This window comes from Marinobacter alexandrii (assembly GCA_039984955.1).
Classification (GTDB): Bacteria; Bacteroidota; Bacteroidia; order Cytophagales; family Cyclobacteriaceae; genus Ekhidna.
Map to the genome: position 1 here is coordinate 3,150,856 of JBDWTN010000007.1, position 13,436 is coordinate 3,164,291.

General features: G+C 38.6%; 27 protein-coding genes and 1 pseudogene. All 28 read left to right on the plus strand.

Annotated features, from left to right (window positions below; translation table 11 throughout):
• The 28 genes and pseudogenes from rplD to ABJQ32_20420 all read left to right on the plus strand — a co-directional run bounded on the left by rplD (window position 1) and on the right by ABJQ32_20420 (window position 13,432).
• Entirely contained in the window at window positions 1–627 is a 627-nt protein-coding gene (rplD, locus tag ABJQ32_20285) for a 50S ribosomal protein L4 (protein MEP5292003.1), read from the plus strand.
• A gap of 1 nt (window position 628) precedes the next feature.
• Window positions 629–916, plus strand: a complete 288-nt coding sequence (gene rplW / locus ABJQ32_20290) for a 50S ribosomal protein L23 (GenBank protein MEP5292004.1) — start codon at window positions 629–631, stop codon at window positions 914–916.
• 9 nt (window positions 917–925) lie between these two features.
• On the plus strand, window positions 926–1,747 hold the full coding sequence (gene rplB, locus ABJQ32_20295) for a 50S ribosomal protein L2 (protein MEP5292005.1): 822 nt from the start codon (window positions 926–928) through the stop codon (window positions 1,745–1,747).
• Entirely contained in the window at window positions 1,747–2,025 is a 279-nt protein-coding gene (gene rpsS / locus ABJQ32_20300; GenBank protein ID MEP5292006.1) for a 30S ribosomal protein S19, read from the plus strand. Before rplB ends, rpsS begins: the two co-directional genes overlap by 1 nt.
• 8 nt (window positions 2,026–2,033) lie before the next feature.
• Window positions 2,034–2,504, plus strand: coding sequence for a 50S ribosomal protein L22 (rplV, locus tag ABJQ32_20305; GenBank protein MEP5292007.1), 471 nt, complete (start codon window positions 2,034–2,036; stop codon window positions 2,502–2,504).
• Window positions 2,504–3,235, plus strand: a complete 732-nt coding sequence (rpsC, locus tag ABJQ32_20310; GenBank protein ID MEP5292008.1) for a 30S ribosomal protein S3 — start codon at window positions 2,504–2,506, stop codon at window positions 3,233–3,235. The genes rplV and rpsC overlap by 1 nt, the downstream gene beginning before the upstream one ends.
• A gap of 16 nt (window positions 3,236–3,251) precedes the next feature.
• Complete coding sequence (gene rplP / locus ABJQ32_20315) at window positions 3,252–3,674, plus strand: 50S ribosomal protein L16 (GenBank protein MEP5292009.1); 423 nt, start codon at window positions 3,252–3,254, stop codon at window positions 3,672–3,674.
• Window positions 3,674–3,886: a 50S ribosomal protein L29 gene (gene rpmC, locus ABJQ32_20320; GenBank protein MEP5292010.1), complete on the plus strand. Its 213-nt coding sequence runs from the start codon at window positions 3,674–3,676 to the stop codon at window positions 3,884–3,886. Before rplP ends, rpmC begins: the two co-directional genes overlap by 1 nt.
• A 6-nt stretch (window positions 3,887–3,892) precedes the next feature.
• Window positions 3,893–4,150 (plus strand): 30S ribosomal protein S17, encoded by a 258-nt coding sequence (gene rpsQ / locus ABJQ32_20325; protein MEP5292011.1) that lies wholly within the window; start codon window positions 3,893–3,895, stop codon window positions 4,148–4,150.
• Window positions 4,150–4,518 carry a 50S ribosomal protein L14 gene (gene rplN / locus ABJQ32_20330; GenBank protein MEP5292012.1) on the plus strand — a complete coding sequence of 123 codons (369 nt, stop codon included), beginning with the start codon at window positions 4,150–4,152 and terminating at the stop codon, window positions 4,516–4,518. Before rpsQ ends, rplN begins: the two co-directional genes overlap by 1 nt.
• Before the next feature lie 10 nt (window positions 4,519–4,528).
• On the plus strand, window positions 4,529–4,855 hold the full coding sequence (gene rplX, locus ABJQ32_20335) for a 50S ribosomal protein L24 (GenBank protein MEP5292013.1): 327 nt from the start codon (window positions 4,529–4,531) through the stop codon (window positions 4,853–4,855).
• Window positions 4,848–5,402 (plus strand): 50S ribosomal protein L5, encoded by a 555-nt coding sequence (rplE, locus tag ABJQ32_20340; GenBank protein MEP5292014.1) that lies wholly within the window; start codon window positions 4,848–4,850, stop codon window positions 5,400–5,402. The genes rplX and rplE overlap by 8 nt, the downstream gene beginning before the upstream one ends.
• Window positions 5,403–5,409: 7 nt before the next feature.
• Window positions 5,410–5,679 carry a 30S ribosomal protein S14 gene (rpsN, locus tag ABJQ32_20345; protein MEP5292015.1) on the plus strand — a complete coding sequence of 90 codons (270 nt, stop codon included), beginning with the start codon at window positions 5,410–5,412 and terminating at the stop codon, window positions 5,677–5,679.
• 80 nt (window positions 5,680–5,759) lie between these two features.
• Window positions 5,760–6,158, plus strand: a complete 399-nt coding sequence (gene rpsH, locus ABJQ32_20350; GenBank protein ID MEP5292016.1) for a 30S ribosomal protein S8 — start codon at window positions 5,760–5,762, stop codon at window positions 6,156–6,158.
• 10 nt (window positions 6,159–6,168) lie between these two features.
• Window positions 6,169–6,720: a 50S ribosomal protein L6 gene (gene rplF / locus ABJQ32_20355; protein ID MEP5292017.1), complete on the plus strand. Its 552-nt coding sequence runs from the start codon at window positions 6,169–6,171 to the stop codon at window positions 6,718–6,720.
• A 6-nt stretch (window positions 6,721–6,726) separates the two neighbouring features.
• Entirely contained in the window at window positions 6,727–7,074 is a 348-nt protein-coding gene (gene rplR / locus ABJQ32_20360) for a 50S ribosomal protein L18 (protein MEP5292018.1), read from the plus strand.
• 10 nt (window positions 7,075–7,084) lie between these two features.
• The gene (rpsE, locus tag ABJQ32_20365) at window positions 7,085–7,603 is read left to right on the plus strand and encodes a 30S ribosomal protein S5 (protein ID MEP5292019.1); all 519 of its coding nucleotides are present in this window, start codon (window positions 7,085–7,087) and stop codon (window positions 7,601–7,603) included.
• 4 nt (window positions 7,604–7,607) lie between these two features.
• Window positions 7,608–7,787 (plus strand): 50S ribosomal protein L30, encoded by a 180-nt coding sequence (rpmD, locus tag ABJQ32_20370; GenBank protein MEP5292020.1) that lies wholly within the window; start codon window positions 7,608–7,610, stop codon window positions 7,785–7,787.
• 2 nt (window positions 7,788–7,789) lie between these two features.
• Window positions 7,790–8,239 carry a 50S ribosomal protein L15 gene (gene rplO, locus ABJQ32_20375; GenBank protein MEP5292021.1) on the plus strand — a complete coding sequence of 150 codons (450 nt, stop codon included), beginning with the start codon at window positions 7,790–7,792 and terminating at the stop codon, window positions 8,237–8,239.
• On the plus strand, window positions 8,239–9,546 hold the full coding sequence (gene secY / locus ABJQ32_20380; GenBank protein ID MEP5292022.1) for a preprotein translocase subunit SecY: 1,308 nt from the start codon (window positions 8,239–8,241) through the stop codon (window positions 9,544–9,546). Before rplO ends, secY begins: the two co-directional genes overlap by 1 nt.
• Window positions 9,546–9,764, plus strand: a complete 219-nt coding sequence (infA, locus tag ABJQ32_20385; GenBank protein ID MEP5292023.1) for a translation initiation factor IF-1 — start codon at window positions 9,546–9,548, stop codon at window positions 9,762–9,764. Before secY ends, infA begins: the two co-directional genes overlap by 1 nt.
• A gap of 27 nt (window positions 9,765–9,791) precedes the next feature.
• A complete protein-coding gene (gene ykgO, locus ABJQ32_20390; protein MEP5292024.1) occupies window positions 9,792–9,908 on the plus strand; it encodes a type B 50S ribosomal protein L36 in 117 nt (38 codons plus the stop codon).
• A gap of 2 nt (window positions 9,909–9,910) precedes the next feature.
• Window positions 9,911–10,288 carry a 30S ribosomal protein S13 gene (gene rpsM, locus ABJQ32_20395; protein MEP5292025.1) on the plus strand — a complete coding sequence of 126 codons (378 nt, stop codon included), beginning with the start codon at window positions 9,911–9,913 and terminating at the stop codon, window positions 10,286–10,288.
• A gap of 7 nt (window positions 10,289–10,295) precedes the next feature.
• Window positions 10,296–10,688 carry a 30S ribosomal protein S11 gene (gene rpsK, locus ABJQ32_20400; protein MEP5292026.1) on the plus strand — a complete coding sequence of 131 codons (393 nt, stop codon included), beginning with the start codon at window positions 10,296–10,298 and terminating at the stop codon, window positions 10,686–10,688.
• A 23-nt stretch (window positions 10,689–10,711) separates the two neighbouring features.
• The gene (gene rpsD / locus ABJQ32_20405) at window positions 10,712–11,314 is read left to right on the plus strand and encodes a 30S ribosomal protein S4 (GenBank protein MEP5292027.1); all 603 of its coding nucleotides are present in this window, start codon (window positions 10,712–10,714) and stop codon (window positions 11,312–11,314) included.
• Between the two features lie 20 nt (window positions 11,315–11,334).
• Entirely contained in the window at window positions 11,335–12,327 is a 993-nt protein-coding gene (locus ABJQ32_20410) for a DNA-directed RNA polymerase subunit alpha (GenBank protein MEP5292028.1), read from the plus strand.
• Window positions 12,327–12,677, plus strand: a pseudogene (gene rplQ / locus ABJQ32_20415) (50S ribosomal protein L17). The gene ABJQ32_20410 and the pseudogene rplQ overlap by 1 nt, the downstream one beginning before the upstream one ends.
• A gap of 356 nt (window positions 12,678–13,033) precedes the next feature.
• A complete protein-coding gene (locus ABJQ32_20420) occupies window positions 13,034–13,432 on the plus strand; it encodes a hypothetical protein (GenBank protein ID MEP5292029.1) in 399 nt (132 codons plus the stop codon).
• The last annotated feature ends 4 nt before the right edge of the window (window positions 13,433–13,436 follow it).

The following is a 13,436-nucleotide window of genomic DNA, read 5'->3' on the forward strand; positions in this document are numbered from 1 at the left end:
ATGAAGGTAGCTGTATTAAATATTAAAGGTGAAGAGACAGGAAGAGAAATCAACCTGGACAAAAGCATATTTGGCATAGAGCCAAACGAACATGCCGTTTACCTTGACGTGAAGAGTTACTTAGCAAACCAGCGACAAGGCACCGCTAAGACAAAAGATAAAGGAGAGATTACTGCATCGACTCGGAAAATCAAAAAGCAAAAGGGAACGGGTACTGCCAGAGCCGGTAGTGTGAAGTCTGGTGTGATGAGAGGTGGAGGTACTTTTTTCGGCCCTCAACCAAGAGACTATGGTTTTAAACTTAACAAGAAGGTTAAGAAATTAGCTCGTAAGTCTGTGCTCTCATCTAGAGCTAAAGAGAAAGCAATACAGGTTCTTGAGGACTTTACTTTTGAAGCTCCTAAGACAAAAGAATTTATCAGTCTTCTTAAGAGTCTTTCAGTAAGCGATAAGAAGGCTCTATTTCTGGTAAGCGACAAAAACCAAAATGTTTTCTTGTCTTCCAGAAATATTAAGAAAGCGAATGTTTCAACTGTTGACGAATTGAATACGTACGATTTGATCAACGCTGAGCGTCTGATCTTGTGTGAAGGAGCACTAGAGCAACTAAAAGAAAGATTTAACTAAGATGGGAGTTTTAATAAAGCCACTAGTTACGGAAAAAGTTTCTGCTCTTAATGAGCATGGTAAGTACGGTTTCGTGGTTAGCAAGAATGCAAACAAGGTTCAAATTAAGATCGAGGTAGAAAAGACCTACGGTGTTACAGTTGAATCTGTTAATACGATGGTTCAGCCTGGTGGATCGAAAAGAAGATACACCAAGTCAAGAGTTATTGAAGGTAGAACTCCAGCTTACAAAAAAGCAATAGTGCAGGTGGCAGAGGGAGATATAATTGATTTTTATAGCGGAATATAATATATAGAGATGGCTGTAAGAAAACTTAAACCAACTACCCCAGGACAGAGATTCAGAAAGGCTCCTGTCTTTGATGATATCACTAAGTCGTCTCCTGAGAGATCATTGGTGACTACATCTAAACGAAACGGAGGTAGAAATAATCAAGGTAGAATGACTGTGCGAAATGTTGGAGGTGGTCATAAGCGAAAGCTTAGATTGATCGACTTCAAAAGAGATAAGCACGGAATTCCTGCAACAGTGAAAGCAATTGAGTATGATCCAAACAGATCTGCAAGAATAGCATTGCTTTACTATACAGATGGAGAAAAAAGATACATTATCGCTCCTGCAGGACTTGAAGTTGGGACTGTATTGAATTCGGGAAAAGGTATAGCCCCAGAAGTGGGTAACGCACTTTTTCTAGCAGAGATCCCACTAGGTACGATTGTTCATAACATTGAATTGAAGCCGGGGAAAGGTGGTGTTATGGCAAGAAGTGCTGGAACGTATGTTCAGGTTGTTGCAAGGGAAGGAAAATATGCAACCGTAAAACTTCCTTCAGGAGAAATGAGAATGGTGCTTATTACATGTCTTGCGACAATAGGAACAGTATCAAACTCTGATCACATGAGTGTGAGACTCGGTAAGGCAGGTAGAAATAGATGGCTAGGGAGAAGACCAAGAGTAAGAGGTGTGGCTATGAACCCTGTCGATCACCCAATGGGTGGTGGTGAAGGTAGATCTTCTGGAGGTCACCCTCGATCAAGAAATGGTCAATATACTAAGGGACTGAAAACCCGTCGACCAAATAAATATTCTGACAAGCAGATAGTTAAACGAAGGAAATAATGTCAAGATCATTAAAGAAAGGACCTTATATAGACTTCCGACTTGAGAAAAAAGTCGATGCGATGAATGACTCAGGTAAGAAGTCAGTGATCAAAACATGGTCAAGAAGATCAATGATATCCCCGGATTTCGTGGGTCACACTTTCGCAGTGCACAACGGAAATAAATTTATCCCTGTTTTCGTAACTGAAAATATGGTAGGACATAAACTTGGCGAATTTGCACCAACTAGAAACTTTAGAGGTCATATTGCTAAAAAGGATAAAGGTAAAAGATAAGGGTACCTATGGAAGCTGAAAAGAAATTAAAGAAATCAGTCAAGATCAGACTTCAGAAAGAAGCTGATAAGAAATTCCGTGAGGAGAACAAGGGTAAACTTGGTGCTGTAAAATCTTCACTAAGAAATATTCCAACTTCACCAAGGAAGATGAGATTAGTAGCAGATATGATTCGCGGTGAAAGAGCAAATATTGCTCTTAATATCCTTCGATTCGATGCTCATCATGCTTCTGGTACTTTGGAAAAACTTCTTCTAACCGCAATAGCAGACTGGCAAATGGCGAACGAAGATATCAGTATTGAAGAGGCGAATTTGTTTGTTAAAGAGATTTATGTTGATAGCGCTCGGATGCTCAAGAGATTGAGACCAGCACCACAAGGAAGAGCTCACAGAATTAGAAAGAGATCAAATCATGTGACTATTGTAATTGATAATCACAGTCAGGATACTAACGAAACTAAAGAAAGCAACAAATAATGGGACAAAAAGTAAACCCAGTTGGATTTAGATTAGGAGTTATCAAAGGGTGGGACTCTGCCTGGTTCGATAGCAAGTCCTATGCAGATAAACTTGTTGAGGACAACAAAATTCGTAAATACATCACAGCACGTATGCCAAAAGGAGGTATTTCGAAAGTTGTAATAGAACGAACACTAAAAAGAATTACACTAACTGTTCACACAGCCCGTCCAGGAGTTGTAATTGGAAAAGGAGGATCTGAAGTAGATAAGATCAAAGAAGAGTTGAAAAACTTAACTGGTAAAGATCTTCAGATCAATATATTTGAAATTAAAAGACCTGAATTAGATGCTAAGCTGGTAGGAGAGTCTATTGCACAGCAACTTCAGGCTAGAATTTCTTTTCGTAGAGCAATGAAGCAATCAATAGCTTCCTCTATGAGAGTAGGAGCTCAAGGTATTAAAATCAAATGTTCTGGAAGATTGGGTGGTGCTGAGATGGCTAGAAGCGAACAGTACAAAGAAGGAAGAATTCCATTGCATACGTTGAGAGCTGATATCGATTATGCGATAACAGAGGCTCATACGATTTACGGAAAGATTGGTATTAAAGTATGGATCTTTAAGGGAGAAGTTTTCGGTAAGAGAGATCTTTCACCTAACGTAGGTCAGTCAGGTACTGGTGGAAATAACAATGCGCCAGGCGGAGCTCCTAACAGAAGGAGAAGAGAAAATAGAAGAAGAAAGTAAAGTTTTGTAAAGCATCATGTTACAGCCAAAACGAACGAAATTTAGAAAAATGCAAAAAGGCCGAGTGAAGGGTCTTGCTCAACGTGGGCATAGACTGGCATTCGGAACCTTTGGTATCAAGGCCATGGAGCCAGGATGGATCACTAGCCGTCAGATAGAAGCTGCAAGGATTGCTATGACAAGAGCAATGAAGAGGGAAGGACAAGTGTGGATTCGGATATTTCCAGACAAGCCGGTAACTAAAAAGCCTGCAGAAGTAAGGATGGGTAAGGGTAAGGGAGCTCCAGAATACTGGGTAGCTACTGTTAAACCAGGTACCGTTCTTTTTGAAGCTGCTGGAGTAGATATCGAATTGGCGAAGGAGGCTTTAAGATTGGCCGCACAAAAATTGCCAATCTCTACAAAATTCACATTAGCAAAAGATTATAAGCCAGAGTAATGAAAAATTCTGAATTAAGAGGATTGAGTCTGGAAGAGCTGAAAAACAAGCTTGCAGTAGAGAAAGAAAGCTATAGCAAATTGAAATTTGCACATAGTATTACTCCTATCGAGAATCCAATGAAAATTCGTGAGAATAGAAAGTTGGTTGCAAGGATTCAGACAGAAATTAAGGCCAAAGAATTAAATCAAGTTGCTGAAGCAAGCAAATAATTTTCAGTGATGGAAAGAAATTTAAGAAAAGAAAGAATCGGACAAGTGGTGAGCAATAAAATGCAGAAAAGCATCACAATCGCTGTAGAAAGGAAAGTAAAGCATCCGATTTACGGGAAATTTGTGAGAAAAACCACTAAGCTCACAGCTCACGATGAGAAGGATGATTGCAATATCGGTGATACCGTGAAAGTGATGGAAACTCGTCCAATGAGTAAAAACAAAAGATGGAGATTGGTTGAAATTATTGAAAGAGCGAAATAATGGTACAACAGGAGTCAAGATTATCGGTTGCGGACAATAGCGGTGCTAAGGAAGTGCTAGTTATCCGTGTGCTAGGGGGTACTAAGAAGCGATATGCTTCTGTTGGTGACAAAATCATTGTGACTGTAAAGCACTCACTTTCATCAAGTAGCTTAAAGAAAGGAACTGTTTCAAGAGCGGTTGTCGTGCGGACTAAAAAGGAAGTGCGAAGAAAAGACGGAAGTTATATTCGATTTGAAGATAACGCAGCAGTTCTTCTTACAGCTAACGATGAACCTAGAGGAACAAGGATTTTCGGTCCTGTAGCGAGAGAATTGAGAGAGAAGCAATTCATGAAGATTGTATCATTAGCACCTGAAGTACTTTAAGATGAGTAAAATTAAATTTCACGTTATCAAAGGTGACACAGTAAAGATCATAGCTGGTAACGATAAAGGTAAAACTGGTAAAGTACTTGAAGTTAATCGAGTAAAGTACAGAGCTGTAGTAGAAGGAGCAAACATGGTTACAAAGCATGTTAAGCCGTCTGCAACAAATCCAGAAGGGGGAATTCAGCAAACTGAAGCCTCAATACACCTTAGTAACCTAATGGTTGTAGATCCATCAAGTGGAGAACCAACTCGAATTGGGCGAAAGGTTAATACTGGAGATAAACTGCAAAGATTTTCAAAGAAGTCAGGAGAATACATCACGAACAATGGCTAATCCAAGATTAAAAGAAAAGTATAAGAAAGAGATTGTCCCTCAGCTGAAGGATAAGTTTCAGTATAGCTCTGTAATGCAGGTGCCTAAACTGTCGAAGATTGCTATTAATAAAGGAATTGGAGCTGCTGTTTCTGACAAGAAGCTAGTAGATACAGGTGTAGAAGAGTTGACAGAAATCACTGGACAAAAGGCGATACCTACAATTGCAAAGAAATCAGTCTCTAACTTTAAGTTGAGAGAAGGTATGCCGATTGGGGCAAAGGTTACCCTTAGAGGTGATAAGATGTATGAATTTCTTGATCGATTGGTAACTGTTGCATTACCGCGAGTAAGAGATTTCAAAGGAATTAAGGAGAAAGGATTTGATGGAAGAGGAAACTACACATTAGGTGTGCAGGAACAAATAATCTTTCCTGAAATCAGTATCGATAAAGTAAACAAAATTACTGGTATGGATATCACGTTTGTGACAACTGCACAAACTGATGAAGAGAGTCTTGAATTATTAAGATCGCTTGGAATGCCGTTTACTTCAAAGAAGAACTAAGAATATTATGGCTAGAGAAGCAGTAAAAGCGAGAGAAAGAAAAAGGGAAAAGCTTGTTGCAAGATATGCTGATAAGCGTGCTGCTTTAAAAGCAGCTGGCGACTATGAAGCATTAGACAAACTTCCAAGAAACTCGTCCAAAGTAAGGCTACATAATAGATGTAAACTTACAGGTAGGCCTAAGGGCTATATGCGAAGATTTGGAATTTCAAGGGTGACTTTCAGAGAGATGGCATCCGATGGAAAAATACCAGGAGTAACAAAAGCTAGCTGGTAGTTTAAATCTTCCTTTCGTTTAAGAATATTAATTATTATTTTTGCACCCCCTTTTTCAAGGGGGATAAGTGTGTTTAAGAAATGGTAACAGACCCGATAGCAGATTATTTAACAAGAATTCGTAACGCAATAGGTGCGAATCACCGTGTAGTAGAGGTGCCTGCTTCTAATTTAAAGAAGGAGATCACTAAAGTGTTGCACAGTAAGGGCTATATAAGAAATTATAAGTTCGAAGATGATAGTAAGCAAGGAATCATAAAGATTGCTTTGAAGTACAATCCTCAAACTAAACAGTCCGCGATTACCAAATTGGAAAGAATAAGTACTCCAGGTTTGAGAAAGTATGCAGGAGCGGAAACGTTACCAAGAGTACTTAATGGCCTTGGTATTGCAATTATGTCTACTTCAAAAGGAGTTATTTCTGATAAGGAGGCAAGAAGAGAGAATATAGGTGGTGAAGTTTTATGTTACGTTTATTAATTGATTTGAGATGTCAAGGATAGGAAAAGCACCAATTAATTTACCCGAAGGAGTTTCATTTGCTGTTGATAATAATACGGTGAGTATAAAAGGACCTAAAGGTGAACTTACTCAGCAGGTTGATCCGGATATTACCTGCAAGGTAGATGACGGAGTGGTGACGGTAGAACGCCCTACTGAGCAAAAAAGGCATAAATCACTTCATGGACTTTATCGCTCATTGTTAAATAACATGGTCGAGGGAGTGAGTAATGGGTACAAGAAAGAGATGGAGTTGGTTGGGGTAGGTTATAAAGCTGCCGTTCAAAACAACGTACTTGAGCTTAACCTTGGTTATTCTCATAGTATCTATTTCGCTGTTCCAGAAGAAATTAAAGTTACTGCAGAAACTGAAAAAGGTAAAAACCCTAAAGTTATTGTAGAAGGGATCGATAAACAGTTAGTTGGTCAAATCTCAGCTAAAATCAAATCATTCAGAAAAGTTGAGCCTTACAAAGGAAAAGGTATCCGATTTGTGGGTGAACAAATTAGAAGAAAAGCTGGTAAAACTGCTGCTAAATAATATATCATGGCAATTACTAAAACAGCAAGAAGAAAAAGACTTAGACTGGGTATCAGAAGGAAAATTTCTGGTACTGCGGATAGACCTAGGGTGTCTGTGTTCAAGAGTAACAAAGGCATTTATGCTCAGTTGATTGATGATGTTAGTGGGAAAACTCTTGCTTCTGCATCAACAAAAGAGCTGGGTAAAGGCAATCTAAATGTTGAGATCGCTAAAGAAGTTGGCAAAAAATTGGCTGAAAATGCCAAGGGAGCAGGTATTGAAACAGTGATTTTTGACAGAGGTGGATATCCTTACCATGGAAGAGTTAAGTCTTTGGCCGAAGGAGCTCGTGAAGGAGGTTTAAAATTCTAAGAAGAAAATTATGTCGCAAAGCAATATAAGATCTATTAAAGCAAGTGAAATCGACCTTCAGGAGAAAGTAGTTGCTATCAAGAGAGTGGCCAAGGTTGTGAAAGGTGGACGTAGATTCAGCTTCTCTGCAATCGTGGTAGTAGGAGATGGAAATGGTGTCGTAGGATATGGCCTAGGTAAAGCAAATGAAGTTACTGATGCTATTACCAAAGGTATTGATGACGCGAAAAAGAACTTGGTGAAAGTGCCTGTTTTCAAGGGTACTGTACCACATGAAGCTCTTGGTAAGTTTGGCGGAGGACTTGTTCTTTTAAAACCGGCTGCACCTGGTACTGGAGTAATAGCTGGTGGTGCAATGCGTGCTGTTTTGGAGAGTGCTGGAGTTCACGATGTGCTTGCTAAGTCAAAAGGTTCTTCAAATCCGCATAATGTGGTGAAGGCAACTTTTGATGCGCTTAATAAAATGAGAGATCCGTTTGCTGTTGCCCAGCAAAGAGGTGTGTCTTTAGATAAAGTTTTCAACGGCTAAGACAATGGGAAAAGTATTAATTACACAGAAGAAAAGTACAATTAAGCGTCCTGAGAATCAGAAACGTACAATTGTTGCTCTCGGCCTTGGTAAACTCAATAGGTCAGTTGAAAAAGAATTGACTCCTGCCATAAACGGGATGATCAAGACTGTTAATCACCTCGTAGAAGTTAAAGAGTTGTAATCATGAGACTTGAATCATTAAAGCCTGCAGAAGGCTCAACAAAGAATAGAAAGAGAATTGGTAGAGGACAGGGGTCTGGTCGAGGCGGTACATCCACTAAAGGGCACAATGGTGCTCAGTCCAGAGCAGGTTACTCTAGAAAAACTGGTTTTGAAGGAGGTCAGATGCCTTTGCAAAGAAGAATTCCAAAGTTTGGCTTCAAAAACAATAACAAAATTGTTTCTAAAGCAATTAACTTGGATGACCTTCAGAAACTAAGTGAAACGAAGAAGCTAAAAGAAATTACACCTGAAATTCTCAAGGAAAATGGACTTGCTCAGAAGAAGGACATTGTGAAAGTATTAGGCAGAGGAGAATTAAAGACAGCACTAAAGGTTTCAGCACATAAATTCTCGAAAACAGCTCAAGAAGCTATTGAGAAAGCTGGTGGATCTATTACCGTAGTTGAATAATGAAGAAATTCATAGATACCATACGAAATATTTTTTCCATTGAGGAGCTAAGAACCAGAATCCTTAATACGATTGGGTTTTTGGTGATTTTTAGACTTGGTTCTTTCGTGGTATTACCAGGAGTGGATCCATCTAAGTTGACTGGAGAGGCATCAGGTATCTTTGGATTGCTAGATACATTCCTAGGAGGAGCATTTAGTAACGTATCAGTTTTTGCCTTAGGCATTATGCCATACATCTCGGCATCAATTGTTCTTCAATTGATGACAGTAGCTGTACCTTATTTTCAAAAACTCCAGAAAGAAGGTGATAGCGGGAGAAAAAAGATTAATCAATTAACCAGAGTTTTGACTATCGCAATCTGCTTTGCTCAAGGTTTTAGTTATGTGTCTGCAGCCATTGAACCAGATGCAATTATCAATAATACGTTTTTCTTCAAGTTTACTTCAGTCATTATTATCACATCAGGAACAATATTCTGTATGTGGTTGGGAGAAAAAATCACAGATAAGGGTATTGGTAATGGTATATCAATGTTAATAATGATTGGTATTATCGCTAGATTCCCAGGTAGTCTTGTTGCAGAGGCTGTAACGAGAGGGATGAGTGAAATGCTATTGTTTATTCTTGAATTAGTAGCTCTGTTCTTTGTTGTATTAGTGACGGTCGCTTTAGTTCAAGCGGTTCGAAGAGTCCCCGTCCAGTATGCAAAACAAGTTGTTGGTAATAAAGTATATGGTGGTCAACGACAGTACATTCCACTTAAAGTAAACGCTTCAGGTGTAATGCCAATAATTTTCGCTCAATCTATCATGTTCTTGCCAGCAATGCTAGCAGGGTTATGGAGAGAAGAAAGTGATTTTGCAAACTATATAGGTACTACATTTTCGGATTTCACATCTTGGCAGTACAATCTGACATTTGCGATTATGATTATCATATTCACATTTTTCTACACGGCCATTACAATCAATCCTAATCAGATTGCTGATGATATGAAAAGAAACGGTGGATTTGTTCCGGGAGTTAAACCTGGTAAGCAAACCGCAGATTATTTGGATAATATTTTGTCTAGAATCACTTTACCAGGAGCAATTTTCCTAGCGATCATTGCAATTCTTCCAGCTTTCGCAATGATTGCTGGCGTAAATCAGGGCTTTGCTCAGTTTTATGGAGGAACATCACTATTGATCATGGTAGGTGTAATTCTTGATACACTTCAGCAGATTGAGAGCTACTTGCTCATGAGGCATTATGAGGGAATGATGAAATCAGGTAGAGTTAAAGGAAGAACTCAAGCAGCATAATGGCAAAGCAAGCATCCATAGAGCAAGACGGAACAATTGTGGAAGCATTGTCAAACGCAATGTTTAGAGTAGAGTTAGAGAATGGTCATGAAGTGATAGCGCATATCTCAGGAAAGATGAGAATGCATTACATCAAAATTTTGCCTGGAGATAAGGTGAAATTAGAAATGTCACCTTATGACTTAACTAAAGGAAGAATAGTTTATCGCTATAAATAACAGCAGAGGCTGATAAAATAGAAAAAAATGAAAGTAAGAGCATCCGTAAAAAAGCGAAGCGCTGATTGCAAAGTGATCAGGAGAAAAGGGAAGCTTTATGTGATCAATAAAAAGAATCCAAAGTTTAAACAAAGACAAGGATAATTATGGCAAGAGTTGCAGGAGTAGATATTCCCGATAACAAGCGAGGTGAGATATCCTTGACTTACATTTTTGGTATTGGTAAAACTTCAGCTCAGAAGATATTAACTGAGGCTGGTGTTGATCTAAGCAAAAAAGTACAAGACTGGACAGATGAAGAAGGTGGTAAAGTAAGGACTATCATCCGTGAGAATTTCAAAGTAGAAGGAGTTCTCAAAGGGGAAGTTCAGATGAGTATTAAGCGACTATTGGATATTGGATGCTATAGAGGTCTTCGCCACAGAAAAGGATTGCCAGTAAGAGGTCAGCATACTAAGAATAATGCGCGTACTCGAAAAGGTAAGAGAAAAACGGTTGCGAACAAGAAGAAAGCTACTAAGTAATAGATAGATGGCACAAAAGAGAAAAGATAAAGCTAAAAAGAGAGTTGTTGCTATTGACGCTTTGGGTCAAGCCCACATTAAAGCATCATTCAATAATATCATCATCTCGATGACAAACGGAACGGGTCAGGTTATAAGCTGGGCATCAGCTGGTAAAATGGGTTTTCGTGGATCTAAAAAGAATACGCCATATGCTGCACAGGTTGCGGCTCAAGAATGTGCTCAAAAAGCATATGATCTTGGTCTAAGAAAAGTAGAGGTGTTCGTGAAAGGTCCTGGTTCAGGAAGAGAATCAGCTATCCGGACTATCCAGAATGTGGGAATAGAAGTTACAATGATTAAAGATGTAACTCCACTACCTCACAATGGATGTCGACCACCGAAAAGAAGAAGAGTTTAAGATATTAAAAACAGTAATAGATAATGGCAAGATATACTGGGCCTAAGACTAAAATTTCAAGACGATTTGGAGAGCCAATCTTCGGAGCTAGCAAAGCTTTACAAAAGAAGGCGTATCCACCGGGACAACACGGTCGTGGACGTAGAAAGAAGCAGTCTGAATATGCAATCCAGCTAGCTGAAAAGCAAAAAGCTAAATACACTTATGGAGTGTTGGAGCGTCAGTTTGCTAATGTTTTTGACAAAGCGTCTAGAAAGAGTGGGATCACAGGGGAAATTTTATTGCAGCTTTTAGAAGCTAGATTGGATAACACTGTATTCCGTCTTGGTATCGCTCCTACAAGGAGAGCTGCCAGACAGCTAGTGTCTCATAAGCATATTACTGTGAATGGTAGCGTAGTAAACGTTCCTTCATATACATTAAAAAATAATGACATCATTGGTGTAAGAGAGAAGTCAAAATCTCTTGAAGCTATTACAGATAGCCTTGCATCGAATGCACGTAGCTACTCTTGGTTGGAATGGGATTCCTCTAATATGAACGGAAAGTTTTTAAACTCTCCGAGTCGAGAAGAGATTCCTGAAAATATTAAGGAACAGCTAATTGTTGAATTGTACTCTAAGTAAACACTCAAAAAATAAGATATATGTCTATCCTAGCATTTCAAATGCCGGAAAAAGTGGTAATGGAAAAAGCAGACGATTTCCATGGCCTCTTTACTTTCAAACCCCTTGAAAAAGGATACGGTGTTACTGTTGGTAATGCTTTAAGAAGAATTCTTCTTTCTTCTTTAGAGGGTTATGCAATAACTGGTGTAAAAATACCAGGCGTTTTGCACGAATTCTCCACTGTCGAAGGTGTTGTAGAAGATGTGAGTGAAATGATTCTTAACCTTAAAATGGTAAGATTCAAGAAAATTGAAGAAGGAGCTCCTGACGGAAGCATCACTGTAAGTGTTTCAAACATGAAGAAGCTAACAGCGGGAGATCTTGCTAAAGCAACCACATCTTTCGAAATTCTGAATCCTGATCACGTAATTTGTCACCTTGACGAATCAGCGAAGTTCGAAATCGAGCTTACTGTAGAAAAGGGTAGAGGTTACGTAGGAGCAGATGATAACAAGCCTGCTGACCAGAATTTCGGATTTATCGCTATTGATTCAATCTTTACTCCTATTAAGAATGTAAAATACAGCGTTGAAAATACGAGAGTTGAACAAAAGACTGATTATGAGCAATTAACGCTTGATATTGAGACGGACGGTTCAATTCACCCGGAGAATGCTTTGAAAGGTGCTGCAAATATTTTGATACAACATTTCATGTTATTCTCTGATCAAAACATGATTCTTGAGACTCAAGAAGCAGGCGAGCCAGAGCAAGTAGATGAAGAGTTACTTCACATGAGAAAAATGTTGAAGACTAATCTGAATGATCTTGATCTTTCAGTTAGAGCTTACAATTGTCTAAAAGCTGCTGATGTAAGAACACTTGGAGATTTAGTATCTCTTGAGATTTCTGACATGATGAAGTTTAGAAATTTTGGTAAGAAGTCTCTTGCTGAACTTGAGCAGTTAGTTTCTGATAAAGGTCTCACCTTTGGTATGGACCTTGGTAAATACAAACTGGAAGAAGAATAATGAGACACGGCAAGAAATTTAATCACCTTGGTAGAAAGACAGCACATAGAAGTGCTATGCTTTCAAATATGGCTTCTTCTCTTATCATTCATAAGAGGATTAATACAACTGTAGCTAAGGCGAAAGCGCTTAGAAAGTATATTGAGCCACTTCTGACCAAATCAAAAACAGATGATACTAACTCCAGAAGAGTTGTATTTTCTTATCTTCAAGATAAAGAATCTGTAACAGAACTTTTCAACACTGTTGCTGGAAAAATAGCTAGCCGACCTGGTGGTTATACTAGAATAATCAAGACTGGAGCTAGACTTGGCGATAATGCGGAGATGTGCATGATGGAGCTTGTTGATTTCAATGAGTTATTGTTAGGAGATGAGGCCGCAGGAAAAGCTAAGACAAGGAGATCTAGAAGAGGTGGAAGTAGCAAAGCAAAAGCAGAAACGCCTACTAAAGCAGACGTGGAAGAAGTGATAGTTGCAGAAGAAGTGGTGGATGCACCAAAAGTAGAAGAAGCGGTTGCTGAGGAAGTTGTTGAAGAAGCAACAATTGAAGAAGTAGATGCGAAAGCTGAAGACACTCCATCAGATTCGGAAGAAAAAAGTAACGAAGACGAAGAAGATAAGAAATAGTCTTAATAGTCGTCGAAAATAAAAGGGATTGAGCTAAGAGCTCAATCCCTTTTTTTATTTTACAAGAAATTTAAAGTATGAGAGTTTTAATGTTGTTATTACTTCTTACAACGTTTTTTTCCTGTAAGAATAATCAAGCTAAATCATCAATTTCTGATGTTCCCAACCAGTACCCTACTGTTCAGAATCAATATCCTTCCTACGATACATATATTCCTAATCCTGATGAAGTTGTATTACAATTAAGGTTTGTAGAGGCTGAGTTTTCTGGGAAAACTTGGAAAAACAATGTGAAAGTTATTCGCCAACTGAAAGCTGGATTTGGATTTAAAGATCGATTAAGATCGGAAAGTGAGATTGTATTATTAAGTGAAGAAAAAATCACCTTAGATGAGTTTTATTGTTCTGCTCAGTACCAGCTATCAGAAAATTTAAATGAACCTAAGACTTTCGTCTTAATGAAAATTTTAAAATAATAAG

Excerpts from the sequence above, each read along its gene's own strand:
- ykgO (MEP5292024.1), top strand. The coding sequence starts at position 9,792 with ATGAAAGTAAGAGCATCCGTAAAAAAGCGAAGCGCTGATTGCAAAGTG.
- rpsM (MEP5292025.1), top strand. The coding sequence starts at position 9,911 with ATGGCAAGAGTTGCAGGAGTAGATATTCCCGATAACAAGCGAGGTGAG.
- infA (MEP5292023.1), top strand. The coding sequence starts at position 9,546 with ATGGCAAAGCAAGCATCCATAGAGCAAGACGGAACAATTGTGGAAGCA.
- rplW (MEP5292004.1), top strand. The coding sequence starts at position 629 with ATGGGAGTTTTAATAAAGCCACTAGTTACGGAAAAAGTTTCTGCTCTT.
- rpsE (MEP5292019.1), top strand. The coding sequence starts at position 7,085 with ATGTCGCAAAGCAATATAAGATCTATTAAAGCAAGTGAAATCGACCTT.
- rplV (MEP5292007.1), top strand. The coding sequence starts at position 2,034 with ATGGAAGCTGAAAAGAAATTAAAGAAATCAGTCAAGATCAGACTTCAG.
- rplO (MEP5292021.1), top strand. The coding sequence starts at position 7,790 with ATGAGACTTGAATCATTAAAGCCTGCAGAAGGCTCAACAAAGAATAGA.
- rpsN (MEP5292015.1), top strand. The coding sequence starts at position 5,410 with ATGGCTAGAGAAGCAGTAAAAGCGAGAGAAAGAAAAAGGGAAAAGCTT.
- rpsH (MEP5292016.1), top strand. The coding sequence starts at position 5,760 with ATGGTAACAGACCCGATAGCAGATTATTTAACAAGAATTCGTAACGCA.
- ABJQ32_20420 (MEP5292029.1), top strand. The coding sequence starts at position 13,034 with ATGAGAGTTTTAATGTTGTTATTACTTCTTACAACGTTTTTTTCCTGT.
- rplR (MEP5292018.1), top strand. The coding sequence starts at position 6,727 with ATGGCAATTACTAAAACAGCAAGAAGAAAAAGACTTAGACTGGGTATC.
- rplB (MEP5292005.1), top strand. The coding sequence starts at position 926 with ATGGCTGTAAGAAAACTTAAACCAACTACCCCAGGACAGAGATTCAGA.
- secY (MEP5292022.1), top strand. The coding sequence starts at position 8,239 with ATGAAGAAATTCATAGATACCATACGAAATATTTTTTCCATTGAGGAG.
- rplN (MEP5292012.1), top strand. The coding sequence starts at position 4,150 with ATGGTACAACAGGAGTCAAGATTATCGGTTGCGGACAATAGCGGTGCT.
- ABJQ32_20410 (MEP5292028.1), top strand. The coding sequence starts at position 11,335 with ATGTCTATCCTAGCATTTCAAATGCCGGAAAAAGTGGTAATGGAAAAA.
- rplE (MEP5292014.1), top strand. The coding sequence starts at position 4,848 with ATGGCTAATCCAAGATTAAAAGAAAAGTATAAGAAAGAGATTGTCCCT.
- rpsD (MEP5292027.1), top strand. The coding sequence starts at position 10,712 with ATGGCAAGATATACTGGGCCTAAGACTAAAATTTCAAGACGATTTGGA.
- rpsC (MEP5292008.1), top strand. The coding sequence starts at position 2,504 with ATGGGACAAAAAGTAAACCCAGTTGGATTTAGATTAGGAGTTATCAAA.
- rpmC (MEP5292010.1), top strand. The coding sequence starts at position 3,674 with ATGAAAAATTCTGAATTAAGAGGATTGAGTCTGGAAGAGCTGAAAAAC.
- rplD (MEP5292003.1), top strand. The coding sequence starts at position 1 with ATGAAGGTAGCTGTATTAAATATTAAAGGTGAAGAGACAGGAAGAGAA.
- rplF (MEP5292017.1), top strand. The coding sequence starts at position 6,169 with ATGTCAAGGATAGGAAAAGCACCAATTAATTTACCCGAAGGAGTTTCA.
- rplP (MEP5292009.1), top strand. The coding sequence starts at position 3,252 with ATGTTACAGCCAAAACGAACGAAATTTAGAAAAATGCAAAAAGGCCGA.
- rpsK (MEP5292026.1), top strand. The coding sequence starts at position 10,296 with ATGGCACAAAAGAGAAAAGATAAAGCTAAAAAGAGAGTTGTTGCTATT.
- rpsS (MEP5292006.1), top strand. The coding sequence starts at position 1,747 with ATGTCAAGATCATTAAAGAAAGGACCTTATATAGACTTCCGACTTGAG.
- rpmD (MEP5292020.1), top strand. The coding sequence starts at position 7,608 with ATGGGAAAAGTATTAATTACACAGAAGAAAAGTACAATTAAGCGTCCT.